Here is a 24,452-nt window from a genome sequence, read left to right as displayed (position 1 = left end):
CTTTTTTACAAACACTAGTTAACATACCTATTCTACTAGAAATCGCGGCAAAAGTAATTACCCGCGCCACCTTAAATATTGCCTTAAGGTGATTCGTTTCCCTTCACTATGCACCCTTAATATGTTAATTTAGGTACAAACATCAAAAAGAAAGGACGTACTCTATGAATAATTTTGATACTAATCCTGGCAGGCGCCAAGTCCGCTCCATTTCCGAAACCAATGGTTTTTTGACCAAAATGTACGCGCTGATGGGCGCTTCCGTGCTGATTTCGGCACTTGTGGCCTACCTGACCATGACGACCTTCCGCAGCGCCGTGATGGGCATGCCGGTCAGCATCATGTGGCTGCTGCTCTTCGTGCCCTTTGGCCTGTCCTGGGGCATCAGCGCCAAGGCCAACCGCAACCCGGTGGCCAGCCTGATCATGCTCGGTTTTCTGGCCGCAATCTATGGCTTCGAATTTGCGCTGATTGCCGGCTTTTACACCGGCTCGCAGATCACTTCTGCGTTTATCTCGGCCTCAGCGGTCTTCATCGCGATGGCCGCGTTTGGCACCTTTACCAAGCGGGATTTGTCCAACTGGAACTCCTACCTGAGTGCCGCACTGATCGGCTTTTTGGTGGCCTGGGTGGTCAACATGTTCCTGCGCAGTCCGGCCGTCACCTACATCTTCTCCTTTATCGGCGTGATTATTTTCACCGGCCTGATTGCCTCTGATGCCAACAAGATGAAGGTCATCTACAACAATTATGGTGCGCAAGTGTCGTCCAGCGGCCTCGCCGTTATCGGCGCGCTGCAGCTCTACCTGGACTTTGCCAACATCTTCTTGTTCCTGCTGGAGATCTTCGGTGGCAACAGCAGCCGCAACTAGTCACTAATAAAAATTTTATCCAACACAAAAAAGCTGTTATTCCTTGAGGAATAACAGTTTTTTTCATTTGTCGGCTATTCGCCAACGTAGAATTCAATGCGCTGCTGCAAGTTTTTAAAGGTAACAGGGCAGTAGTCGCCAATCTCGCCGTCCAGGTTGACCGGCAGCTTTTGACCAATGCTCTTGCCGAGCAGCTCGATCTGCAGGCTGCGCGTCTTGGTGTAGATGACTTCCGGATCATCAACGTGCTTGCCGTTCATGGCCAGCGCCATCAGCTTGAGCAGCTTGACCGGGTCGGCGGGCTTCACGATAATCAGCTGGAAGAGGCCATCGCTCAGTTCGGCGTCGGGCATGATCTGCTCGAAGCCGCCAATCGAATTGGTCATGCCGAGCAGCAGCATCGACAGCTTGCCCTCGTAGACGCCGTCATCGTAGGTCAGCCGCAGTTCGTTCTCGGTCAAGTGCGGCAGCATCTCCGCACCCTTGATTAGGTAGGCGGTGTAGCCCAGGGCCGACTTGACCTCGGACGGAACGCCGTAGGTCAGTTCGGTAAGCGAGCCGCAGGCTGCGATGTTGACGAAGTACTGCGTCTCATTGCTGAAGGTGGCCTGGCCGATGTCCATCTTGCGCGTCTTGTTCTTCAGAACCACCTTAATCGCGTCTGCGATATCATTGCGCGGAATGTGCAAAGCACGCGCGTAGTCGTTGGTCGTGCCCGCCGGAATAATGGCCATCTGCGGCCGCTTTTCTAAAAAAGCAATACCGTTGACCACCTCGTTGATCGTGCCGTCGCCACCGGCGGCAACAATCAGGTCAAAGCACTCGTTGGCCGCACGGGTGGCCTCTTTCTGCGCGCTCTGCGCCTCCGGCGTGGTTCTGAAGGCACTCGCCTCGTAGCCCGCCTGCTCCAAAACATCCAGGATATCGGCAACATTTTTAGGCATCTGTTCGTGACCGGACACAGGATTATAGATCAATCGTGCTTTTTTAGTCATAATTACTACCCTTTACTCAATTACTATAAAAACTTACTTACCGCTTCTGCAGTTCCTTGTTCAAGAGTTGGTTGATCACCTTAGGGTTGGCCTTGCCGCGAGTCTTCTTCATGATCTGACCAACCAGGTAGCCAATTGCCCGGTCCTTGCCGTTCTTGAAGTCTTCAACCGACTGCGGGTTATTATCAACAACTTCCTTGACCATCGGCTCCAGAACCGCGGTATCAGAAAGCTGAACCATGCCCTGGTCTTCGACGAACCGCTTCGGGTCGGTGCCGTTCTTAATCGTTTCGGCAAAGACCTTCTTGGCAATCTTGGACGAAATTGTGCCGTCCTTGATCAGCTTGATCATTGCGGCCAGGTGCTCAGGTGTAAGCTTAATGTCGGCCAGGTCGACGCGGTTGTCGTTGAGGTAACCATTAACCTGCGTGTTCATCCAGTTAGCCGCCAGCTGCGGGTCCGCACCCGCGGCCACCGTCTCGTCGTAGAAGTCGGAACTTTCCTTGGTCTGCAGCAGAACCTCGGCGTCGTAGTCCTTGAGGCCAAACTCGCCGGTATACTGCTTGTAGCGGTCTTCCGCCGTCCGCGGCAATGTGGCCTTGATCTCATCGATCCAGTCTTGGCTGATGTGGTCGGGCGCCAGGTCGGGCTCTGGGAAGTAGCGGTAGTCGGCGTCGCCTTCCTTGACCCGCTCCAGAACCGTCTTGCCCGTCGCATCATCAAAGCGCCGGGTGGATAATTGGACGCGGCCGCCGGACAATAGCACTTGCTCCTGCCGCTTTTGCTCGTAGGCTAGCGACTTGCGCACGTGCTCAAAGGAGTTCAGGTTCTTCATCTCAACCTTGGTCCCCAGTTCCTTTTGTCCCGCCGGACGGATGGAGATGTTGGTGTCAACCCGCATCGAACCCTCTTCCATCTTAACGTCGGAGGCACCGGTAAACTGTACGATCTTGCGCAGTTTTTCCAGGTAGGCATAACCCTCGTCCGGGTCGGAAATCTCGGGTTCGGAAACGACCTCGAGCAGCGGCACGCCCTGCCGGTTCAGGTCAACGTAGGAAAAGCCGTTGGTTCCGTGGGTGTTCTTGCCGGCATCCTCCTCGATGTGCATTTCGTGGATACCGATGCGCTTCTTCTTGCCGTGCACCTCAATCTCCACGTAGCCGTCACGGGCCAGCGGCTGGAAGAACTGCGTAATCTGGTAAGCCTTCGGGCTGTCCGGGTAGTAGTAGTTCTTCCGGTCAAAGTGGGTCGTGGGCAAAATATGGGCGTGGGTGGCAAGCGCCACCATGATGCCGAGGCGGTAAACATCCTTGTTCACGTACGGCAGAACGCCGGGCATCGCCCAGTCGATCACGTTGGTTTCCGTGTTTGGCTTGGCACCATAGCTTACTGGTGAAGGTGAGAAAATCTTACTCTTAGTTTTTAATTCGAAGTGAACCTCGAATCCAATCGTTGATTTAAAATTCATCAATTAATCCTCCATTCCAGCTGGTGTCTGTTCGTAAAACTTGTTGGCGCGTTCGATGAAGTCGGCCACCTTGAAGATGCTGCCCTCGTCAAAGCGCTTGGCCATGACCTGCAGGCCGACGGGCATGCCGTCAACCAGGCCGGCCGGCACGCTGGCCGCCGGAATTCCCGCCAGGTTGGCCGAAATCGTCAGGATATCGTTGTTGTACATCTTGATCGGGTCGGAAATCTCGCTGCCGATATCAAAGGCCGGCGTCGTAGTCGTTGGCCCGACGATGACGTCGTGGTCGTTAAAGATGCGGTCGAAGTCTTGACAGATCAGCGTCCGCACTTTGGACGCCTGCCTGAAGAAGCGGTCGTAGGAGCCGGCCGACAGGGCGAAGGAACCGAGCATAATCCGGCGCTTGACCTCCTCGCCAAAGCCCTCGGAGCGTGACTTCACGTAGACGTCGAGCAGGTTCTTGGCGTCTTTTGACCGGTAGCCGTAGCGAATGCCGTCAAACCGCTGCAGGTTGGAGGAAGCCTCACTTGAAGCAATGATGTAGTAGTCCGGCACGACGTACTTGGTCAGCGGCAGGGAAACTTCCGTGATTACGGCACCGGCGTCCTTCAAGACGTCGATCTGCTTTTGAATCACATCGTGCATGTCGCCGTCAACGGCGTCCATGTATTCCTTGACCACGGCAACGCGCAGGCCCTTGACGTCCTGGCCGATAAACCGGGTGAAGTCGGGCACGTCCCGCGTTGACAGGGTAGAGTCGTGACCGTCGTGGCCGGCAATCACGTTCAAAACCTGGGCGGAATCCTTGGCCCGCTTGCTCATAACGCCGATCTCATCAAGCGATGAGGCAAAGGCAATCAGTCCCCAGCGGGAAACGCGACCGTAGGTCGGCTTGATGCCAAAGATGCCGTTGAAGGCGGCAGGCTGGCGGATTGAGCCACCGGTGTCGGATCCCAGGGCCGCTACCACCTGACCGGAGGCAACCGCAACGGCGGAACCACCGGAGGAGCCACCAGGCACCTTGTCCAGGTTCCACGGGTTGTGGGTGATGCCAAAGTAGGAGTGCTCGGTTGATGACCCCATCGCAAACTCATCCAGGTTGGTCTTGCCCACAAAGGTAGCCTGGGCCTTCTTCAAGCGCGCGACAACCGTTGCGTCATACACCGGCATGTAGTTGTCCAGGATGTGACTGGCCGCGGTCGTCTTCACGCCCTTGGTAATAATGTTGTCCTTGATTGCAATCGGAATCCCGGCCAGCTTGTTTTGATCAAAGTCCAGGTCTGCCGCCGGCTTGGCGTCCTCCTGCACCGTGATCCAGGCGTTCAGCTTGTCATCGGTCTCCTTAATGTTTGCAACCGTATCCTGGGCCAGTTGGTCGGCGGACAAGTCGCCCTGGACCAATTTTTTATTTAATGAGTCAATATCTTCATTTAAATAGTTCATTACTCGTCCTCGTCTTTGTTAATAATCACAGGAACCTTGATGAACCCGTTCGCTTGCTCAGGGACATTCTTCATTAATTCGGTCCGGTCCTGCCAGTGTTCCGGCTTGTCTTCCCGGAAAACCGTGTCGCGGTCAACCACCTGGACGGTCTCCTCGACGCCCGCGGTGTCAACCTCGGACAACTGGTCGGCCATGTTGATGATGGACGCCATTTGCGCGGTCACCTGCCCGATGTCTTCTTCATTGATTGCAAGCCGCGATAAAACCGCAACGTGCTTGATTGTGTCTTCTGTGATTTCCACAAAAATACCTCCTTATTCACCGCCATAAATATGGACTTGATAACTACTGTCGCCCGTTTCCTTGGCAACCAGGGCCTGGATGTCGTTAACGGAACCAATCTTTATTTCAATCGGCACATCATTTGCCAAATATTTCTTCGCCGTCGAAAGGACCAGCCTGGTAAAACTCTGCACCTGCTCGTACCCGTAAAACTGGGTCGTGATCGCAATGTTTTCCTGGGCCAACTTGCCGTTTTCGTAGCGCAGGCTCGCGGTCACCCCGCTAATATTAGGAAAATAATTCTGAATCGATTCTTTAAAACTATTGAAGCTCGACGCGTCGTTGCTGTTGATTGCCTTCTTATTGCCAATCGTTGGCAGCACCTGGGCCTGGGTGGCAATAGTTTTCCATTTAGTTATTTTACTACTATTAGCAGCCGCTGTCCCGCTCAAAAAGTAAGTTCCGGAAACCAGCGCGTCGCGGCTTTCCTTGGCAAACAGCCCCACCGTGATCGGCACGTTTTTGAGAGCCTTCTTCTTGCGCAGGCGCGCCACCACCTGCTGGGCCACGGCCTGGCCGTATTTTTGCTGCTGCGTGCGCGTAATCGTTCTCTGATATTCGGGGCCGTCCTTGGTCTTTTGGTAGTAGTCAATCGAGTTGAGGGCAAGGCCGATGCTCATTCCGCCGACGTGGTAGGATGAACCGGAACCGGTCAAATAATCCTGCTCGACAATCTCTTCCAGGTAGTAAGGACGGTAGTCCTTCTTCTTGCCCGCTGGCGGGTTGAGCCCGGCCGGGTTCGCCTTGGACTTGCGCGCCAACCAATCGTTGGCAACGCTGGTCGTGATGTACTGTCCCTCCTGAAAAACGTAGGAATTGGTCGAGTACACGCCCTTCGAAATCTGCACGAGCCCCCGTTCCAATTCCCGCGTGTCGACCGAGTTATTGTTATTGGTCGCGGTCAGGCCCGCAATCGGACTGGTGACGTAGCGGCCGTTTTTTAGGAGCACCGTGTAGCCGTTAGTGCCCGTATCGGTCGTCTGATAGGTTTTAGTGGTCGAATTGGACGAGGTTTTAGCGTTGTTCGCCAAGTTGGAATTTTTTAAATTGCCACACGCAGTCAGGCTCAAGGCTGCCCCCAAAATCGCCAATATGTGCAAATACTTTTTCACTTTTTTGTTCCTTCTACTTAACTTGGGCAATTGCCTCTTCTTCAGTCAGCAGCTGCACGCCCAATTTTTGCGCCTTGGCATACTTGGAGCCAGCGTCTTTACCGTAGATCACGTAGTCGGTCTTGCCCGAGACGGATCCGGTTACCGTCGCACCCAGCGCCTGCAGCTTCTTGGTGAATTCGCCGCGCGTGTAGTGCGCAAGCGTGCCGGTCAAAACAACGGTCTTGCCCTTGAAGTAGTTGTCCGGCACCTCTTCAGCCGCAGTGTCTGGTCCCAGATAGTCCATGTTGACGCCCAAATCCTGCAGCCTGCCAACCAATTCCTTGACCTCACCCTGAGCAAAGTAAGTGGTCAGCGACTCGGCAATCGTCTTCCCTATTGTAGCGATTGCCGCCACCTCCTGCACGTCAGCACTCATAATCTTTGACATATTTTTAAACTTTTGCGCAATCAGCCGGGCGGCCTTGGCGCCCACGTGATCAATCCCCAGTCCGGTCAGCAGCAGTTCAACCGAGTTTTTCTTTGAATTGTTGATGGCGTTAAGCAGGTTGGAAATCGCCTTGTCCTTGAAGTGGTCCAGCTGCTCCAGGTCGGCGGCCGTTAGGCGATAGAGGTCGGCCACGTTATGCACCAGGCCGCGAGCAATCAGTTGGCGCACGATCTTGGGTCCCAGGCCGTCGATGTTCATCGCCGGTCGCGATGCAAAGTGCGTGATGCCCTCCTCTATTTGGGCCGGGCAGGACGGATTGACGCAGCGCAGGGCGACTTCGTCCTGCAGGTGAATCAGCTTTTCCCCGCACGACGGGCAGGTAGTCGGGATCGGGTAGGGTTCAGCATCTTGGGGACGCTTGGCCAAAACCACTTCCGAAATTTCCGGAATGATGTCGCCCGCCTTGTGCAGCATGACGGTGTCCCCGATGCGCACGTCCTTCTGCCTGAGCAGGTCGGCGTTATGCAGCACCGCGTGCGAAACGGTAGTGCCGGCGAGCTGCACCGGATCCATGATTGCCGTCGGCGTGACGACGCCCGTGCGCCCCACGGTCCACTTAATCTCATGGACAACCGTTTCCTGCTCCTCCGGCGGGAACTTGTAGGCAATTTCCCAGCGCGGAATCTTAACCGTGTTGCCCAATTCCTTTTGCAGGTTTAGGTCGTCCACCTTGAGCACAATCCCGTCAATCCCGTACTCGAGTGCATCGCGCTTGGCCGTGTACTCATCGATAAAGGCAAAAATCTCGTCCAGACTGGTCAACTTGCGGCCGGTCTGGTTGGTGTGAAAGCCCAATTTTTGCATCGCACTAATTGCCTGGTTCTGGCTGGTGATTTCTGCCGGCGGGTTGACCCAGGTGTAAATGAACGTGCTCAGGTGGCGGTGCTTGGTCACGCTGGCATCCAGTTGGCGCAAAGAGCCCGCCGCCGCGTTTCGGGGGTTGGCAAAGGTGCTTTCGCCCTTCTCATCGCGCTCACTGTTTAATTTTGCAAACGCCTCCTTGCCCATGTAACACTCGCCACGGACCTCAGTCGTCAGTTTTGTGGGCAGCTCTTGCGGAATATCGGTGATGTAGCGGGCGTTGGCCGTCACGTCCTCGCCCACCTGGCCGTTGCCCCGCGTTGAGGCCCGGGTCAATTTGCCATCCGTGTATTCCAGGTTGATGGACAGGCCGTCAATCTTAAGCTCCACGTTGTAAGCCACCGGGTGGCCCACCTGCTTCTGCACGCGGTCGTCGAATTCGCGCAATTCCTGCTTGGAAAAGACGTCCCCCATCGACAGCATCGGCACCTTGTGGATAACCTTCGTCAGTGCGCTGTCAAGCTGGCCGCCGACGCGCTGCGTAATTGAATCCTGCGTGACCAGCTGGGGGAACTGCTGCTCGAGCTTAACCAGGCGATTGTACTTTTGGTCGTAGACGCTGTCCTCAACCTCCGGCGCGTCCCGTGAATAGTACGCATCCGCCCACTCATCCAGTTTGTCCCTGAGCGCTGCAACTTCTTTTCTGGCCTCATCAAGCGTTAAATCTGCCATTTTGCTCCTCCCGGTTAAAAATTAATTATTGCTTACCAACTCTATTATACCTTTTTAATTGGGGCAAAAGCTGCTAAAAGCCGCTTAATGCCCTTGTCCTTGAAGGCGATGTCGAGTTCCATGTCCTCGCCCTTACCGTTGACCTTGACCACAACGCCGCGGCCCCAGGACTTGTGGTCGACCTGGTCGCCGGTGTTCCAACCCTTCTTCTCCGCACCGACGGCCCCAGCGGGCTTAACGCGCGGGGTGTAGACCTGGGCGCGCGCACGCTCGTCCTTATTGGCAAACGGGGCGGTCTGCACAGCAAAATTGCCCGCGGCGAAGTTTTCCGGGACGGCGCTCTCCTGCTCTAAGTCCCGGGCGTCGATTTCCTCCAGGAAGCGTGAGGGCGGATTGTTCTGCATGCGGCCGTACATCATGCGTGAGTATGCGTTGGTCAAAAACAGCTTGCGCTTGGCCCGCGTGATGCCGACGTAGGCCAGCCGTCGTTCTTCCTCCAGCTGGTCGTCCTCCAGCAGGGCACGCGATAGCGGAAACAGCCCGTCTTCCATGCCCACCAGGAAAACGACGGGGAATTCCAGTCCCTTGGCTGCGTGCAGGGTCATCAGTGCAACCTGGTCGTCGTTGTTTTCCAGGTCATCCTGGTCGCTCAAAAGCGAAACGTCCGCCAAGAAGTCGCTGAGCACGCTCTCGTTATCGTTGTCCTCATCAAGCTGGTCGTCGAACTGCTTGGTCACGGAGAGGAACTCGTCCAGGTTTTCCAGCCGCGTCTCGGCCTCAATTGTGCGCTCCTTCTTCAAAGCATCCGTGTAGTCAAAGTCCTGCAGGATTTTTTCCGTCAGACCGGTCACGCTGTGGGTTGGCGCGTAGTTGATTGCATCGCGCAGCTTGGCCCCAAAATCGCCCAGCTTGGCACCGGCCCGCGTTGATAAGCCGGCCATGTTAATGTGGCTGAACGCATCGAGCAGCGTCAACCCATTGTCCTGGGCAAAATTCATAAACTTGTTCACGCTGACCTGGCCAATCCCGCGCTTGGGCGTGTTGACGATGCGGTTGAAGCTCATCGTGTCGCTGGGGTTGGCTACCAGTTTGAGGTAGGCCATGATGTCCATGATTTCCTTGCGGTCATAGAACTTATGGCCACCGACAATTTGGTAGGGCACGCTCGACTTTACGAAGGCCTCCTCGACTGTCCGCGACTGTGCGTTGGTACGGTACAAAACGGCAAAGTCCTTATAGGAGCGCTTATTTTCCTTAACCTCTTCCTGAATCTTGGACAGAATAAAGTGGGCCTCATCGTCCCCGCTTTGGGCCCGGTAGTAGGTCACCTTGGCCCCATCGCCCCGGTCGGTCCAGAGGTTTTTGTCCTTACGGTTGTTATTGTTCTTGATCACCGCGTTGGCCGCGGCCAAAATATGGCCGGTCGAGCGGTAGTTCTGCTCAAGCTTAACGGTCTGAACCCCGTCATCCTTGTAGTCTTGCTCGAAGTTCATGATGTTTTCCATGTTGGCCCCGCGCCAGCCGTAGATCGACTGGTCCGCATCCCCGACCACGCAGATGTTCTTGTACTGGGCCGCCAGTTCATGACACAGTTCGTACTGGGCCTGGTTCGTGTCCTGGTACTCGTCGACCAGCAGGTAGCGGAATTTGTTCTGGTAGTAATGCAGAACGGCCTGATCCTTTTTAAACAGGACCAGTGTCTGCATAATCAGGTCGTCGAAGTCCATGATCTGATCGTGCTGCAGGCGTCTTTGGTATTCCCGGTAGACCTGCGCCGCCACCTTGTCAAAGGGCGCGGAGTTGCTGGCCGCAAACGCCTTAGGCGTAAGCAGGTCATTCTTGCCGTTGGAAATAGCCGCCAAAATGCCCCGCGGTTCGTACATCTTCGGGTTGATGTTCAGGTCCTTTTCAATGTGCTTGACCAGCGTCAATTGTTCGGCCGGATCGGCAATCGAAAAGTTTCGATTGTAGCCAATCTTCTCTGCGTCGCGGCGCAGAATGCGCACGCACAAAGCGTGGAAGGTGGACATCCAGATGCCATCGGCCCGGGCACCGAGCAGCTTGTGCTCCCGCACCCGCATCTCGCTTGCGGCCTTATTGGTGAAAGTGATGGCCAAAATATTCCACGGCAGCACCCCTTTTTCTTCAACCAAGTAGGCGATGCGCCGGGTCAAGACCGAGGTCTTGCCCGAACCCGCACCGGCAACAACCAAAAGTGGCCCCGTGGTTATCTTGACGGCCTTTTTTTGCTGCGGGTTTAACCCTGTCAAAATTGCTTCTTCGCTCATTCTAATTCCCTTCGCCAAAAACTTTATAACTATTTAATTGTACCAAAAAGAAGGCAGCTTTTTTACTAGTTGCCCTTATTTGTCGAAGCGGTCGAGGTGGTACTGCTCAACCAGCTTAATCAGCTTTTCCGCGTAGTTGGGGTCGGTGGCGTAGCCGTCCTTGACGAGTGCATACGCCTGCTGCTCGTAGTTTTCAGCCGCCAGGACGTGCTTATACTGCCGGGCGTTCCAGCTCGTTCCCTTCTGAAAGAGGCGTGCGTGGGCACGGATCGAGGCCTCGTATGAGTCGTAGATCTGGAAGCGGGCCTTGACCACGATCCACTTGCCCTTCTCGTATTCCTTGGTCGTCAAGATGGCAGACGTGTTGGGGTTCGTGCCCTTGACGCCGAACAGGTTGTTATACTTTTGCGACAGGCTGCTTTGCCCGTAGTCGCTTTCCAGGCAGGCCTGGGCAATCGTGATGCTGGGCAGCAGCTCAAAGGATTTGTTGACCTCTTTGGCAATCGGACCAATCTTGTTAATAAAGGCCTTGTGCTGCCGAATAACCTTTTGCCTGGCCTCTTCGCGGGCCAACTGCTCCTGCCTAATCTGCTCGGACTGGATTGCCTGGCGCCTGTAGTATCTGAAGGCGACAAACGCGACAATCAGTAGAAAGAGAATGATAAAGGTGCGAATGATGATTCGCCCATTAGATTGTTTTCTGCCTTTGCGTTTTCTTGCCATAATTACCCTTTGCCCCTAAATCAATACTACCAGTATACCCTCTCGCAGCCTCAAATTATGCAATGTAATTAATTTTTAAAATAAAAGCAGACGTTAAACCACAAGGGCCTCACTTAGGCACAAAAAAATGGAGCTCAAAAGCTCCATTAAGTAGTGCGGGCAAGAAGACTCGAACTTCCACGATCTAAAACGATCACAAGATCCTTAGTCTTGCGCGTCTGCCATTCCGCCATGCCCGCAAACACATTCATTACTATACCCCAAAAGCGAGCCGAGTACAAGTCCTTCCGCCATATTTTTATAAAAAATAATGCTAATCGACCATCTGCTCATTCACGTAGCGTGCATACAGCCTGTGGTGTTTCATCAATTCGCGGTGCGTACCGTGCCCTGTGACCTGGCCCTGCTCAATAAAGTAAATCTGATCCGCATTCACAATCGTGGACAGCCTGTGCGCAATCACCAGCGTCGTGCGGTTGACCATCAATTGATCGAGTGCCGCTTGGACCTGCCTTTCCGATTCGGAATCAAGGCTGGCCGTCGCCTCATCCAGCATCAAGATCTGGGGATTGCGCAGAAATGCCCGGGCAATTGCCAGGCGCTGCTTCTGTCCGCCCGAGAGCTTGACGCCGCGCTCACCAATTTCCGTTTCCAGCCGGTCGGGAAAGTCGCGCACAAACTGGTCGGCGTGCGCTAACTTCAATCCGCGCCACAATTCGCTGTCCGTCAGCTTTTGCTGCAGGCCATATAGCAGGTTGGCACGAATCGTTCCGGAAAAAATCGCACTGTCTTGGGAGACATAGCCAATCTGGGACCGCCATTTAGACAGGTTAATTGCCTGGATGTCGTGCTCGCCCAGCAGAATTTGGCCACCGGTCGGCTGGTAGAAACGCTCCAGCAAAGCAAAAATAGTCGACTTGCCCCCACCGCTCGGACCAGCAAAGGCGATTACGGTATTGGGCTGAGCGACAAAGGAGACGTCCCGTAAAACCGGCTTATCCCGGCGGTAGCTGAAACTAAGATTTTGTACAGTCAAAGCTTCGTGATCCGGGGCAAAGTCATGGCCAGTCAGGCTCTTTTCCGGTGGGATATTCAAGATTGCCTGAATCCGTGCGGTTGATCCCAGCGCTTTTTGAATCTGGGAAAAGAACGTGGCAAACGTTGCCACGGGCGCAATAACATTAAAGAGGTAGAGCAAAAAAGCAACCAGTGCGCCGCTGGTCAGCGTTCCCTGCCCCACCCGAATGATCCCAAACGCCAGGATGCCCATAAAGGTAGCCGTCATCAGGGTGGTCATAACCGGCTGCAAAATTGCGGCCACACGCGCATCGGTCACGCCAATCTGAAAGATCTTTTCGATTAAATTCTTTCCCCGCTTTTCCTCAAACTGCTCACCGTTGCTGGCCTTAATCAGCCGCACGTCGGAAAGCTTCTCGCTGACCTCACCGCTCAGGGCCGCGGTCGCCGCCTGGAGCTTGCGGCCAAGACGGGCCATGATCCTCCCAATCGGCAACAGCACCAAGACCACAACGGGGACAATGGTAAACATGAGCGCCGCCATCTGCCAGTCCATCACAAATAATATTACTAGCGAAAAGAGCAGCTGAATCGCTCCGGTAATAAAATTGGGGAACTGTTCGGCGACCAGGCCCTTGATCACTTCTGTGTCGTTGACCAGCCTTGAGCTGCTCTCGCCCGCCTTGTTTTCGTCAAAGTAGGAGACGGGTAGTTTCAGCAAGTGACGCCACAGCCGGTTGCGCAATTTTTTGACCACGCTTTCCCCGAAGTAACGGAGGATAAAACCGCCGAGCGTGCCCAAAAGGAGCTGTACGGCAAAGACCACAACGATGATAAGCAGATTGGCATAGTTAAAATCATCCCACTTGCTCGTGTCCACTAAATTACGCGTCAAGAGCGGCAAAGCCAGGTTGGCGCCGCTGGTAATCAAACTAAAGAGTAGACCAACGATAAATAAGGACTTGCGCACGTTCAAACTGCTTAATAACCGCAAGAAATCACGTAATTTAACTGTTTTGTTGCCGTTCTGCGGGGACCTGTGAGTCAATCTGCTTACCAACTTTCTGTGCCTTAATCTAAAAAAAGCTTTTCATAAATTGAAAAACTTTTTCTTTTAACCTAGCTTATTATAACTCTTTATCATTATCCCAAAACTCGCGCCAAAAGTCACGGCGTGGCGGACGCATGCGCTGATTCGGGCAGGTTCCGCCCTCTGCATCAGCAGATTCGCTCCCCGGCCGGCAGCCATGGTGGTGCATGCCCCGCGCGTGGTGGCACGCCGCCCGCATCTCATCGGCAGACCAGTTGTGCTCTTCAGCCCACTTATGCCACTTGTTCATCGCCCACATGCGGTAGCTGGGATCCACAAACCTGTCTGCTTGTTCCTTAAAGTCATCGTCCCAGCCGTTGGCAATCTTCTCTAGGTAATTGCTGAGTTCTTCCTGTTCAGTGGCGCTAAGACCGTTGAAGAAGGCCGAGGTGTCCTGCTTGTTTGCCCACTCGTCGATGCGCTCGGCCTCCTTGCGGCCCGCACTGGTCAAATAGACGCGCTTGACCCGGCGGTCCTGGTCATCAGACGCACGCGTGATTTCACCCTTTGCCTCCATCTTCTTAAGCAATTCTGCGAGCGAGCCCGGCTGCAGGGCCAGGACCTCAGCCAAATAATTTTGGGTTAGCCCGTCTTCAAGCTTAAGAACCGCCAAGACCCGCTTTTGTCCTGCCAGCGGCTGCTTGTTCTGAAACATGAAGTAGCGACTTGCACGCATGATAAAGTGCAGTCGTTTCATTAAATTATCACTTGCTTGACTCATAACATGACTCCTTTGCTCTTCGCTTATTTTTAAAAAGGTTAGGTACCTAATATTATGTAAAAAGTATAGGAGCAGCGTTATTTTTTGTCAATCACTTTGCTTACCAATCGCAGCACTATTTCGTCATTTTGCCGCCTGCTTTATTAGGCGCAGGCGACCGCCGCAGCGGCCACAAACGTAGCGGCGCAAATCAACGCGGCGCACGCGCGCAAACCTATGCCCGCAGGTGCAGCAGGCATACAAATACTTCCTGGTTTGCTTGCGCCCCAGACCAATATCCGGCGCATAGCGACTTCCGCCCACGCGCTTCAGCAGTTCCTTGAAGTCCTGGTCGCGGTACCGGTAGCCCCGCCGCAGCACGTGCAGGTGATAGTGCGTTAATTCGTGCTTAATAATGCCAACCAGTGCGGCCCTCTGCTGCTCTGCTAAAAAATGGGCGTTGATTTCAATGTGGTGGTCGTGCAGGTGGTAGCGGCCCCCCCGTCGTGGTCATGCGCCGGTTGATCTTGACCTCATGGCCAAAGGGCCGGGCAAAATATTCAAGCGAGATCCTTTCGACCAGCCTCTGCAATTCTTCTTCGCTCATTTTACCTAAAAATCCGGGCGTAGAGGGCCGCCTCGGCGCGCGTCTTAATCCTGACTTTGAGCGCGGTTACCAGTTTGCGCTTCAGTGGTTTCTCCCCCTCCATCCAGGTGCCGGTGAACACATGGATCGTCTTGGAGTTTGCGGACGGATTGCACAAAACGCCATCGGGATAAACGTGAATGCCGTCCCTTAGCAGCTGCTCCTTGTTGTTGGGGATGGCCCCATACCTGTTCTTTAACAGGTCTGAGACGGACACCGTATTGACGCCCGCCAGCTGATTGTTTTTATCAAAGGAAAAGTTGCGGTCATCGTAGTAGTCCAGCATGTCACGCACAAGCGGGTGGCCCTTCTCCGCGCCAAAAACCGCCGTGAAGGGATTTGCCGGATTCTCAAAGCCAACAAAGGCCTGGTTGAAACGCAGGCTGTCTAGATCATCCAAAACCAAGACGTCCGTATCAAGGTAGATGCCGCCCATTTCACACATGGCCTTGGCCCGGATATAATCTGAAACAAAGGCCCACTTCTTGGCCTGGTATGCCTCTTCCACGTACTTGTTTTCATGGATATCGACATTCTGCTCGTTCCATTCAATAATCTGATAACCCTGCAGGTGTTTGCGCCAGGTCTTCATGCAGCGCTGGATGTTTTTCGGTTTGGGATTGCCGCCGACCCAGACGTAATGGATAATTTTAGGAATCATTTTAGCCCCTTGTAAAAAATTTCTTAAACAACAATATTATATCCTGATTAAAGTCCAACTTCATTAGGAACATGAGCACTATGTAAAGAACAAACATGATGATTGACTTGAGTGCCATATTTAAAAAGGCCGAGGAAACCAGCCGCGGAAGCAGCATGCCGACTCCCAGAACAAGTACGGAAATAAGCAGGTACTTGGGCACTTCACGGAAGGAATACTTAAAGTCATAGCCATCGCGCACGATCCACAGACGCAAAATAAGAACAATCAGCTCTGTCACCAAAATGGCGACCATGGCACCGGTCGCACCATAAAAACGATCAAGAAAGTAGCTCAGGACAACTTCTAAAACCGCTCCGATAATCAAGGGGAGGGCATAGTCCCGGTCGCGGTGATTGGCCAGTGCAAACTGGTTGGCAAACACCCCGCCAGTCGGAATCATGACAATAGTCAGGGCAAAGAAAAACATGAGCGGCGTCATCGGAATGAACTTGGGTCCAAAAAAGAACGGGACAAATTCCTTCGTGTTGGCCATGATGATAACGGCAAACAGTGTACCCAACATGACGGTCGCCTCAAGCGACTTTTTGAGGATTACCCGCTGCTTTTTCTGGCCCTCACCAGCCATCTTGGGCATGATGACCAAAGAAATACTGGTAACCACGCCTAAAACCATGTTGGCAATGCGCTGCGAGTTGTCATAAAAGGCCACTTGCGTCGAATTCTGAAAGAGACCCAAAAGCGGCTTGTCCAGTGACGTATAGATTTGGGTGGCAATCTGGGGAATTAGCAAAGTGATAATTGCTTTAATCGTTGTTTGAGATTGGTAGAAGTGCCTTACCGGACCATCCACGTAGCGGTGAATGTCAAACCAGAAGACAAAGGAACCCAGCATCGTGGAGACCGACATGATAAGCATATACTTGCCCAAGTCGCTCGGGCTCTTGACCCAAAGCAGAATCAAGATAACTGAAACTAGCTTCACCGCCGTGTTTTTCAAAACCACGCGACCGAAGGCGGCCAGTCCCTGGAAGAACCACGAGATGTCGACTTGCGCCGAAATCAGGTAGGGCACCATTAGTATCAGATAATTCCAGTATTTAACATGGAAAAGGCTCGCAGTCGCCAGCACAAGCAAAATGGTCACCAAGCCGGCTAAGGCCTGAAAATACCACAGGCCCCAGAATGCTTCCGTCAAATCCGCCTTGCTGCCGAAGGCCCGCGTCTGCGAAATTGTGCGCATCCCAATATATGAGACTGAAAGCGTACAAAAAATCATCAGGAACTGCACGATGTTGTTGACGTTGCTGTAGATGCCGTAGGTTTGGGGGCCCAGAATCCGCGACAGGTACGGCACCGTAATCAGGGGCACTAGAACGAGGAAAATCTGGTAGATGGCATTATACATAATGTTTAAAAAAGTTTTCTTCACGATTTATCCCCTTTTTACCGTTGCTTAATTAAGTCAAAAACATTGGCACAAGCGGACTCGCCCTGCAGCTGGTTGGTCAAATCAAGCCAGTATTGGCGCTTCTGCTGGTAGTGATCAGGCCCGCGCAGGGCCGCAAGCAGCTCCGCCTGCGTCTTCACGCACGGACCGGGCACGACCTTTTGGTATGGCCCGATGAGCAGGCCGCGTACCTTTTCGTACTGCTGCAAATAATTCGTAACAAAAATTACGGGGCGCTTCAAATTTAAGTAATCAAAGTAGACCGACGAAAAGTCGGTGACCAGAAAATCGGTGACCCCAAGCACCTCGTAGAGGTCACAATCATGTTGGGAAAAGTAATCATTATTGAGAAAAGCCAGGTTGGAATAGGAGCTTGCATAATTAGCCAAAAAGCGCATCTCATACGGATGGAGCTTTACCACGAGGTATTGGTGCTGCGCCTTTAGTGCATCATTCAGCTTTGCTACATCAAAATCAGGCAGGGTCAAAAAATTGCCCGACTTAAGCTGCGCCTCAACTTGCTCATCTTCCATTTCGTAACGAAAGGTCGGCATGTAGATGCCGATAGCAGCAGTTTCATCAGTTTGATGAAACAGTTCCTGGAGCAGCTGCTTCTTGGTAACGGCCGGCTTTTGCAAAAAATCAACCCGGGGAAAGCCCACTTTTTGGTATCTAGACGCTGCAATCGCGCAGCACGCACTCATCAGTGTTTCATACAAGTCTGAACTTGAACAGACAACGTCAGCATTGCGCTGCCACAATTTGGCGTTGCGGTGATTATCCCGCTGCTTGGTATTGCCCGCCATGATGCCCATCCGCTTAAGCGGAATCCCATGCCAGAACTGAATGTTAACCTGCTGCGGGTGGATCTTAAACGGTGAATGCGTCGTGACAACAAACTTTGCCCGACCAATTTCCAGCCAGGCTTGGAGCGGCAGGTGCGAAGATGGCCAGGGCTCAACCACACACACATCATAATCAGGATGATTGGCCCGCATGTATTTGGCAAACAGGTAGCCGTTTGACCCCGACCTGCCGGCACCGTTTAGAACCACAACCTTTTTTTCATTAATTCTAGTTAGTCGCGCCCCCAACTTCATCAGGCGCAGATACAACCGAAATAAAAAATTCTTCATGCTTTGATTTCCCCACTTTTTTGCTTCACTTAAGGGTACAGAAAAAGCCTGAGCAAACTCAAGCTTTTTAGCGTTATTTTTTAGTTTTTTAATGAATAAAGATTTAAAAACGCATTGCGCGAATGCATGAACGGTAAGCACAACGAACCAAACCACGCTCAACATCCACTCCTCCATTTAGTTAGACATTTTGCAAATAGCAAAAAGAGAAGACCGAAAAGTAGTCTTCTCTTTTAATCACACGGTATTAAATTTATTCAGTAGCATATTTTCCTGCCAAACGGCCGAAAGTCTGGGCATGACTGCAGGTTAATCCCGGTACTCGGTCTTCATATGAACCCCAGAAAAACCCACCAGAACAGTTGCCAGCCGCATACAAGCCCTTGATCGGATCATTGTCGCTGTTCAATACCTGCATATGGTCGTTGATTTGGAGTCCGTCTAAGGTTGCCAACAGAACGCCACTGAACCAAGCACCGTAGTACGGAGCACCCTCTACAGGGAGCAAACGCGACTTTTCCTTGCCAAAATCTTCATCAACACCTTTATTGGCTAATTCGTTATACCGCTCAACGGTCTTCACCAGCTGCTCTTTCGGCAATTGCAGCTTCTCAGCCAATTCCTCAATCGAATCTGCCTTTTGGACAAGTCCCTCCTTGATCTTCTCCTCGTTTTGTTCCTTGCGGCCTGCAACTTCCTTGTTGCCAGGCCAACCAACCCGGGAGCAGCCCAACGTATGGAATTCTGCCAGGCGATCCATGGTTTGCTCATTCCAAATCAAGACTTCCATGTTGCCCGGCTGGTGCATCAGTGCATTCATATCGAACTGGTATGGCGCACTTTCATTAAAGAAGCGCTGCCCCTTTAAATTCACCTTTAAAAACGGGAAGGAGCCAATATTGTACTGGTGATTGCGCCAATCAATTGTGTAAGTCTCCTTGCTGCTTGTTCCAACGGGCACCGCACCACGGTTGAAGATAATTGAAGCAGCTTCATCATCTTTAACTGCGCCCACTTCTAGCGCAGCCAGGATGCCAGAACCATCGTCACGTGGGCTCTGGGTGTAGCAGCACTTCTTGAAAATCGTTGGATTCCACTTCTTGAGCAATTCCTTATTTGCACCGTAGCCCCCGGTACATAGGATTACGCCCTTGGCAGCACTAATATCATAAGTTGCACCCGTCTTAGTGTCCTTGACCTGAATACCGGTTACCCTGCCCTCCTTATCCGTCAATAGGTGTTCCATTTTGGTATTAAACCTGACGTCTGTTCCAAGTTTCTGTGCATATTCAATCAGATAGTTGCCATAGTCTTTATCATCAGAATGGTCATCTTTTGTAACGTGGTGCTCGGTCGGAAAGGCCTTATTGATTAAAGTTTCATAGTGTGCATCGGGTTCACTGTAGAGGTGTTCACCGCGCGGCTTTAAAACTTTTTCTTCCAGCCAATCGGCCGTCTCGCCTGAGTGATTGAGCCAAGCCCAAATCAAGGATTGGTCTGCGTTATCCTGGGTAAAGGACGTCAGATACTGAGCCAGGTCATTTTTATCAATGTGCACGCCGGCCCTTGCCTGCGCCTTGGTATTGACCCCGCCTAGCCAATGCCGGTATAAATGCTCTACCGTACTGGTCTTATCAATAAGCAAGACCTTGGCACCTTGTTCGGCAGCAGCAGCAGCGGCAAAACCGCCCGCATTGGACCCACCAACAACAACTACATCATAATTATTATTCATCTTTTTTCTCCTAAAACATTAAAGTGGATACATTAATTGGGTCACAAAGCACCCGACAACACAAAGCATGATTGCTAGCGGCAGCCCGCATTTCAAGAAGTCATTCAACTTATAGCCCCCAGCATCCATTATTAGCGGCAGGCTATGTCCGCCAATCGGCGTTAGAAAGCTAAAGGAACTTGCGGTTGCTGCAGCTAGCACCGCCCCCCGCGGATCCAGTCCCATGCGCAGACAGGTCAGAGTCCACAGCGGTACCAGAATAGATACAGCAGCTAATCCGCCAACTAAGTTGGCAATTACCAGCGTTACCAGGAAGAATAATCCCATCATTAGGAACGGGTTGCTAATGCCCTTGGCAACGCCCGCCATTGCGTTTCCGACCATCTTGCCGGCACCAGTTGCCTGCAGCGCATCGGCTAGGCCCAGCATACCGGCAATCAGCAAGATGATGTTCAAGTTCAAGGCACCCAAAGCTTCTTTGTTGCTTAAGACGCCCGTCAAAACTAGTAGTATGGCACCGGCAATAGCAATAATATAGGACTGAACGTGAATGTATGATGACAGCACCATCAACACAATCGTTAGTGCGCTAATCATAATTCCAGCAGCGTTTTTCCCTTTAGACAGCGGTTCGGCTTTCTTGCTGACCGAATATTCTGGCGACTGCTTTTCAAGCTCGGCATTATCCTTATCTGGTAATAATTTGGGACCAATAAAGGTCATGTAGAGAATAACTACAACCAAAAAGGGTAGCCGGGCAATCAGAAAATCGTTAATGTTGACCGAAGCTTTCGCACCCAGCTTCATCATTACACTAGACCAAGACATGTTTAATGCCCCAACGCCTAAAAACCAAGCACCAGCCGCAGAAACTGCTGTCACCTCAAAAGGATACAAAATTTTGCTTCGGGACAATCCGATGTCGTCGCAAATTCCGCACAGGATTGGCAACATAATGACTAAAGCAATAGTGCCATTAGAGATAATTGCCAGCAGGGCTGCAATAATACAGGTGAAAAACGTCAACAATCTGGGCTTATCCTTGAAGCGTTTTACAAACTCCGCCGCCTTAGTAATTATTGAAGTTTTCTGAATGCCTTTGCCGAGGACAAACATGGCAGCAAAGAGCAAGACAGACGTATTAGTCACGTTCCCGAATGCCCGTTCTGGTGGCAATATTTGGAAAACAGCTAATGCAAACATTACCAAGACGCCAATCATCGAGATTGAAACTTTCCCTGAAATGAAAGCGATAATTACTGCTAACAAGATCAGCAGCGTTATAATCATTGGATCCATAATTTTCTCCTTAATTATCTTTGAAACATATGATCCCACTCATTGGACTGTTAAGATCCCTTATTTATATTTTTATAAAAATATAAATAAGAGAATTTTATAATATGTTTTGTCTCATTTTGATGCACAAATCAAATACCCCTTTCTTCTGAAACCACTCATTGATTCCGTTTACATTGTTGAGTTTATCATTCGAATAGGAGTATGATTAACGGTAAAAAGAATAGATCTATTACGAATTAGAATAGGTAAAAATGAATTCTACCCAAATTAAATGTTTTCTTTCACTAGGAAAAACGCACAATTTTACTCAAACAGCCAAAGAACTTTACCTGGCTCAGCCTACGGTTTCTAAAAATATTCATAATCTAGAAAAAGAAATTGGCATCCAACTAATTTTTCACGACCACCGGAAGATTTGTTTAACCGAGGAAGGCAAATATTTCCACGAAGTGCTTTTAAAAGTTGCCGCAGACATCGATAATGCACTTCAAAAGATCAAAAAAAGTGAGATATCAAAGCAGCGCACCATTTCACTCAGTTACTCCGGCCTTCCCTTTGAGAAACAATTTTTGCCGGTTTTTATTCAATTAATGCAGCAAAAAAGAAAATGGTCCGTGGATCTTAAACCGATTAGTTTAAGCAAGTCGGACTTTAAAAACATGCTTGATAATCAGCAAATTGATTTTATGATCTATCAGTCAGACTTCTTCAATGATGACAAGTACCATTTTTATCCAATGATGCGTGCTGGCTTTTCCGTAATTATTCGTCGGGACAGCCCCCTGCAAAAGTACGCTAAGGTTCCGTTGCAGAAACTGAATAAAAAAATATATTTATGGGACAGCAGAATTCCGCTACAATCCGTTGCACAACTAAAAAGAGCAATAGAAAATGTTCATACTGCTTCTAAAATAGAAATCATCCACAAGGTTTCCGTGGCAACCATGTTAGTGCAGGCAAACGATGGAATAGCTATTGTTCCAAGTTTTGCATACGACCGCAGTAACAATGAGGTTTATTACCGCTTTTTAGATTGGGATCATTATACAGCGTATGGCCTTGGCTGCTTGCAGGAAACGCAAAAGGATCCGTCCTACCAAGACGTAATAGTTAATATGCAAAAGGCAATTAATTTCACTAAAGAAAAATGGAACGGTTAATGCTTGTCATAATATTTTTATAATACTGCGGGCGGCCAGTCCGTCCAACTTGACTAACTATTCTTATTAAAATTTGCAAAAAAGCACCAGAGCAAGAATGCTCTGGTGCTTTTTCAGTTTGCTAGCCGATAACTAAAGAACCTGGTCGTAAAACAACTACCCATAGCTTTACGACAAGCGCCTGCCAATTGCGTTGCCAATCACTGACAACGTGAAGCAGACGATGAAGTATAATACGGCTAGCGCCGCAAACATCGGCAGAATATAGTTGGCATTCTGCCCGTAAATTACCTGTGCGTGCTGCATCATTTCTGGCACCACGATGATCGTTGCCAGCGACGTGTCCTTAATCAACGAGACGAATTGACTGATAATTGTCGGAATCATATTTTTATAGGCCTGGGGCAAAACAACATGCCAGAGCGCCTGGATAAAGGACATGCCCGTTGATCGCGCGCCCTCCATCTGGCCACCAGAAACTGACTGGATCCCAGACCGCACGATTTCCGCAATCATGCTTGACTCAAACACCGTCATCGCGATGATGGCGGCCGGAATCGTTTCCGGCCGTAAACCGAAGTTTGGTAGACCAAAGTAGGTGAAGAAGATAATCAAGAGCAGTGGAACATTGCGGATAATATCAATTACGAAGCCGATGATTTTTGACAAGTATCTGATTTTGGAGTACCTGATAATTCCCAAAATTGACCCTAGAATGAAGCTCAAAACAACCGAGATCACTGAAATATAAATAGTCACCCAGAGGCCCATCAATAAAAAACGAACATTAAGCCATGAAAAGGCGTTAATCCAATTTTGCATTTTGCTTCACCTCCTAGGCTAATTTCTTTTCCAAGTACTGCATGTAGTAACTCAGCGGCAAGGTAATAATGAGGTACAAGACGCCAATAACCAGGTAGCTATTGATCGTATCAAAGGTCGTCGACGCTATCGAATTGCCCTGGTACATCAGATCAAAGCCGGCAACAAACGCCAATACCGATGAGTTCTTAACTAGATTAACAAACTGATTGCCCAACGGTGGAATTACAATCTTAAAGGCCTGCGGCAGGATAATGTAACGCATCGCCTGCCAGTAGGTCATGCCTGTGGATCGTGCGCCCTCCATCTGGCCACTAGAAACAGATTGTATTCCCGACCGGATCGTCTCGGCAATAAAGGCTGAAGTGTAAAGCGTGAGCCCAATCGTCCCGGCAGTAAAGCCATTGATTTTGACAACGTACATTGGGATCACTAAATAGAAGAACATGGTAATAACGAGCAAAGGAATGTTCCGCAAAATTTCCACGTAGGCGCGGCCAATTATCCGCATTGCTTTGCTTGGGACCACTTCCATAATCGCAAACACTGTTCCAATTATCAAACTAAAGAACAGTGCTATTACGCTTGAAAGGACGGTCCAACCCAAGCCAACTAACAGTTGACCACTAAATTTGGTAAAGATATTAATCATTGGCGATACAACTCCTTATACTTAAATCCCGGAACCTCGCCGAACCATTTTTTAATGAGGCGGTTGTATTCGCCGTTGTGTTGCATCTCCAAGACGGCTTGGTCTACTGCCTTGGTAAAGGACTTCTGGCCCTTATTGACGGCTACACCATAAGGTTCAACAGTGAAAGTCTTGCCGCGAACTTCATAACCAGGATTTTGGACAGCCAGGCCAAACAAAATGCCATTATCGGTTGTCAGGGCATCGCCCTGACCAGACTTGAGCGCGTTCATGGCCTGTGCATAGTCCTGCAATTCAATTACCCGCGCCTTCGGTGCCACCTTTTTAATATTCTGCACCGAATTAGCACCGACAACTCCGATCACGGTTTTTCCATTTAAGTCATTAGTACTCTTGATTGGTGAGTTTTTAGGCACCAATAGCGATTGGCCTGCATCAAAATACGACTTGGAAAAAGAGATGGTCTTCTTCCGTTCAGGAGTAATTGACATAGTTGCAATCACTGCATCAACATTACCATTTTTGAGTAGCGGCACTCGTGATTGCGAGGTCGTCGTAACAAAAATTGCCTTACCCTTGGGGCCCAGAATATGCTTGGTGATATGCTTGGCCATGTCGACGTCAAAGCCCTTTTGTTGTCCATCGCGCACGTCAATCAAACCAAAGAGTTTAACATCGCCTTTAACGCCCCAAGTAATGGTGTTAGCCTGCTCAACGTTCTCTAGGACAGACTGGTCGTTTAGACTCTTACCACAGCCAGTCAAAAAGAGCACCCATACCAGTAAGGGAATTAGCCAAAATTTCTTTTTCATGAT

At 50.9% G+C, this 24,452-nt stretch carries 20 protein-coding genes, 1 tRNA gene and 1 pseudogene; 2 read left to right on the top strand and 20 right to left on the bottom strand.

All coding sequences use genetic code 11. The features are described from left to right. Positions 1-164 precede the first annotated feature (164 nt). Positions 165-872, top strand: coding sequence for a Bax inhibitor-1/YccA family protein (locus tag AC2JF8_RS00225; RefSeq protein ID WP_500760100.1), 708 nt, complete (start codon positions 165-167; stop codon positions 870-872). A 74-nt stretch (positions 873-946) separates the two neighbouring features. On the opposite strand, the gene AC2JF8_RS00220 is transcribed toward AC2JF8_RS00225, so the two are convergent. The 17 genes and pseudogenes from AC2JF8_RS00220 to AC2JF8_RS00140 all read right to left on the bottom strand — a co-directional run bounded on the left by AC2JF8_RS00220 (position 947) and on the right by AC2JF8_RS00140 (position 21,000). Beyond that, positions 947-1,867 (bottom strand): diacylglycerol kinase family lipid kinase, encoded by a 921-nt coding sequence (locus tag AC2JF8_RS00220; protein WP_500760097.1) that lies wholly within the window; start codon positions 1,865-1,867, stop codon positions 947-949. Between the two features lie 37 nt (positions 1,868-1,904). Further along, on the bottom strand, positions 1,905-3,335 hold the full coding sequence (gatB, locus tag AC2JF8_RS00215; protein WP_500729695.1) for an Asp-tRNA(Asn)/Glu-tRNA(Gln) amidotransferase subunit GatB: 1,431 nt from the start codon (positions 3,333-3,335) through the stop codon (positions 1,905-1,907). A 3-nt stretch (positions 3,336-3,338) separates the two neighbouring features. Further along, positions 3,339-4,778: an Asp-tRNA(Asn)/Glu-tRNA(Gln) amidotransferase subunit GatA gene (gene gatA, locus AC2JF8_RS00210; RefSeq protein WP_500760095.1), complete on the bottom strand. Its 1,440-nt coding sequence runs from the start codon at positions 4,776-4,778 to the stop codon at positions 3,339-3,341. Continuing rightward, positions 4,778-5,080, bottom strand: a complete 303-nt coding sequence (gene gatC, locus AC2JF8_RS00205) for an Asp-tRNA(Asn)/Glu-tRNA(Gln) amidotransferase subunit GatC (protein WP_500729693.1) — start codon at positions 5,078-5,080, stop codon at positions 4,778-4,780. The genes gatA and gatC overlap by 1 nt, the downstream gene beginning before the upstream one ends. A 12-nt stretch (positions 5,081-5,092) precedes the next feature. Continuing rightward, positions 5,093-6,232 carry a CamS family sex pheromone protein gene (locus tag AC2JF8_RS00200; RefSeq protein WP_500760092.1) on the bottom strand — a complete coding sequence of 380 codons (1,140 nt, stop codon included), beginning with the start codon at positions 6,230-6,232 and terminating at the stop codon, positions 5,093-5,095. A gap of 13 nt (positions 6,233-6,245) precedes the next feature. Next, positions 6,246-8,255, bottom strand: coding sequence for an NAD-dependent DNA ligase LigA (gene ligA, locus AC2JF8_RS00195; RefSeq protein ID WP_500760089.1), 2,010 nt, complete (start codon positions 8,253-8,255; stop codon positions 6,246-6,248). A gap of 44 nt (positions 8,256-8,299) precedes the next feature. Beyond that, positions 8,300-10,543 carry a DNA helicase PcrA gene (pcrA, locus tag AC2JF8_RS00190; protein WP_500760087.1) on the bottom strand — a complete coding sequence of 748 codons (2,244 nt, stop codon included), beginning with the start codon at positions 10,541-10,543 and terminating at the stop codon, positions 8,300-8,302. 75 nt (positions 10,544-10,618) lie between these two features. Beyond that, a complete protein-coding gene (locus AC2JF8_RS00185; protein WP_500729689.1) occupies positions 10,619-11,266 on the bottom strand; it encodes a glycoside hydrolase family 73 protein in 648 nt (215 codons plus the stop codon). A 154-nt stretch (positions 11,267-11,420) separates the two neighbouring features. Then, a tRNA-Leu gene (locus tag AC2JF8_RS00180) sits at positions 11,421-11,505 on the bottom strand. A gap of 74 nt (positions 11,506-11,579) precedes the next feature. Continuing rightward, positions 11,580-13,331, bottom strand: coding sequence for an ABC transporter ATP-binding protein (locus AC2JF8_RS00175; RefSeq protein WP_500760085.1), 1,752 nt, complete (start codon positions 13,329-13,331; stop codon positions 11,580-11,582). Between the two features lie 79 nt (positions 13,332-13,410). Next, positions 13,411-14,094, bottom strand: a complete 684-nt coding sequence (locus tag AC2JF8_RS00170) for a MarR family winged helix-turn-helix transcriptional regulator (protein WP_500760082.1) — start codon at positions 14,092-14,094, stop codon at positions 13,411-13,413. 123 nt (positions 14,095-14,217) lie between these two features. Then, a pseudogene (locus AC2JF8_RS00165) lies at positions 14,218-14,680 on the bottom strand (SprT family protein). Between the two features lies 1 nt (position 14,681). Then, positions 14,682-15,380, bottom strand: coding sequence for a glycosyltransferase family 32 protein (locus AC2JF8_RS00160; RefSeq protein WP_500760080.1), 699 nt, complete (start codon positions 15,378-15,380; stop codon positions 14,682-14,684). A gap of 1 nt (position 15,381) precedes the next feature. Further along, on the bottom strand, positions 15,382-16,812 hold the full coding sequence (locus AC2JF8_RS00155; RefSeq protein WP_500729683.1) for an oligosaccharide flippase family protein: 1,431 nt from the start codon (positions 16,810-16,812) through the stop codon (positions 15,382-15,384). Between the two features lie 14 nt (positions 16,813-16,826). Continuing rightward, positions 16,827-17,966, bottom strand: a complete 1,140-nt coding sequence (locus tag AC2JF8_RS00150; protein WP_500760077.1) for a CDP-glycerol glycerophosphotransferase family protein — start codon at positions 17,964-17,966, stop codon at positions 16,827-16,829. Between the two features lie 253 nt (positions 17,967-18,219). Next, entirely contained in the window at positions 18,220-19,701 is a 1,482-nt protein-coding gene (locus AC2JF8_RS00145) for an FAD-dependent oxidoreductase (RefSeq protein ID WP_500760074.1), read from the bottom strand. Between the two features lie 18 nt (positions 19,702-19,719). Beyond that, positions 19,720-21,000 (bottom strand): SLC13 family permease, encoded by a 1,281-nt coding sequence (locus AC2JF8_RS00140; protein WP_500760071.1) that lies wholly within the window; start codon positions 20,998-21,000, stop codon positions 19,720-19,722. Between the two features lie 254 nt (positions 21,001-21,254). Between AC2JF8_RS00140 and AC2JF8_RS00135 the strand changes: the two genes are divergently transcribed. Next, a complete protein-coding gene (locus AC2JF8_RS00135) occupies positions 21,255-22,163 on the top strand; it encodes a LysR family transcriptional regulator (RefSeq protein ID WP_500760069.1) in 909 nt (302 codons plus the stop codon). A 168-nt stretch (positions 22,164-22,331) separates the two neighbouring features. Here AC2JF8_RS00135 and AC2JF8_RS00130 read toward each other — a convergent pair whose 3' ends face one another. The 3 genes from AC2JF8_RS00130 to AC2JF8_RS00120 are packed head-to-tail and all read right to left on the bottom strand — an operon-like array spanning position 22,332 to position 24,449. After that, positions 22,332-22,985, bottom strand: a complete 654-nt coding sequence (locus AC2JF8_RS00130) for an amino acid ABC transporter permease (protein WP_500729678.1) — start codon at positions 22,983-22,985, stop codon at positions 22,332-22,334. 13 nt (positions 22,986-22,998) lie between these two features. Further along, complete coding sequence (locus AC2JF8_RS00125) at positions 22,999-23,637, bottom strand: amino acid ABC transporter permease (protein WP_500729677.1); 639 nt, start codon at positions 23,635-23,637, stop codon at positions 22,999-23,001. Continuing rightward, positions 23,634-24,449 carry a glutamate ABC transporter substrate-binding protein gene (locus AC2JF8_RS00120; RefSeq protein ID WP_500729676.1) on the bottom strand — a complete coding sequence of 272 codons (816 nt, stop codon included), beginning with the start codon at positions 24,447-24,449 and terminating at the stop codon, positions 23,634-23,636. The genes AC2JF8_RS00125 and AC2JF8_RS00120 overlap by 4 nt, the downstream gene beginning before the upstream one ends. Positions 24,450-24,452 lie beyond the last annotated feature (3 nt).

The organism is Lactobacillus sp. CA30L (genome assembly GCF_059900845.1).
Note: the sequence above shows the minus strand (reverse complement) of the source record. Positions and strands in the feature narration are given on the sequence as shown.

Coding starts and splice junctions, on each gene's coding strand:
- AC2JF8_RS00120 (WP_500729676.1), bottom strand. CDS start 24,449: ATGAAAAAGAAATTTTGGCTAATTCCCTTACTGGTATGGGTGCTCTTT.
- AC2JF8_RS00225 (WP_500760100.1), top strand. CDS start 165: ATGAATAATTTTGATACTAATCCTGGCAGGCGCCAAGTCCGCTCCATT.
- gatB (WP_500729695.1), bottom strand. CDS start 3,335: ATGAATTTTAAATCAACGATTGGATTCGAGGTTCACTTCGAATTAAAA.
- AC2JF8_RS00135 (WP_500760069.1), top strand. CDS start 21,255: ATGAATTCTACCCAAATTAAATGTTTTCTTTCACTAGGAAAAACGCAC.
- AC2JF8_RS00140 (WP_500760071.1), bottom strand. CDS start 21,000: ATGGATCCAATGATTATAACGCTGCTGATCTTGTTAGCAGTAATTATC.
- AC2JF8_RS00145 (WP_500760074.1), bottom strand. CDS start 19,701: ATGAATAATAATTATGATGTAGTTGTTGTTGGTGGGTCCAATGCGGGC.
- pcrA (WP_500760087.1), bottom strand. CDS start 10,543: ATGAGCGAAGAAGCAATTTTGACAGGGTTAAACCCGCAGCAAAAAAAG.
- AC2JF8_RS00185 (WP_500729689.1), bottom strand. CDS start 11,266: ATGGCAAGAAAACGCAAAGGCAGAAAACAATCTAATGGGCGAATCATC.
- AC2JF8_RS00125 (WP_500729677.1), bottom strand. CDS start 23,637: ATGATTAATATCTTTACCAAATTTAGTGGTCAACTGTTAGTTGGCTTG.
- AC2JF8_RS00160 (WP_500760080.1), bottom strand. CDS start 15,380: ATGATTCCTAAAATTATCCATTACGTCTGGGTCGGCGGCAATCCCAAA.
- AC2JF8_RS00130 (WP_500729678.1), bottom strand. CDS start 22,985: ATGCAAAATTGGATTAACGCCTTTTCATGGCTTAATGTTCGTTTTTTA.
- AC2JF8_RS00150 (WP_500760077.1), bottom strand. CDS start 17,966: ATGAAGAATTTTTTATTTCGGTTGTATCTGCGCCTGATGAAGTTGGGG.
- ligA (WP_500760089.1), bottom strand. CDS start 8,255: ATGGCAGATTTAACGCTTGATGAGGCCAGAAAAGAAGTTGCAGCGCTC.
- AC2JF8_RS00220 (WP_500760097.1), bottom strand. CDS start 1,867: ATGACTAAAAAAGCACGATTGATCTATAATCCTGTGTCCGGTCACGAA.
- gatA (WP_500760095.1), bottom strand. CDS start 4,778: ATGAACTATTTAAATGAAGATATTGACTCATTAAATAAAAAATTGGTC.
- AC2JF8_RS00170 (WP_500760082.1), bottom strand. CDS start 14,094: ATGAGTCAAGCAAGTGATAATTTAATGAAACGACTGCACTTTATCATG.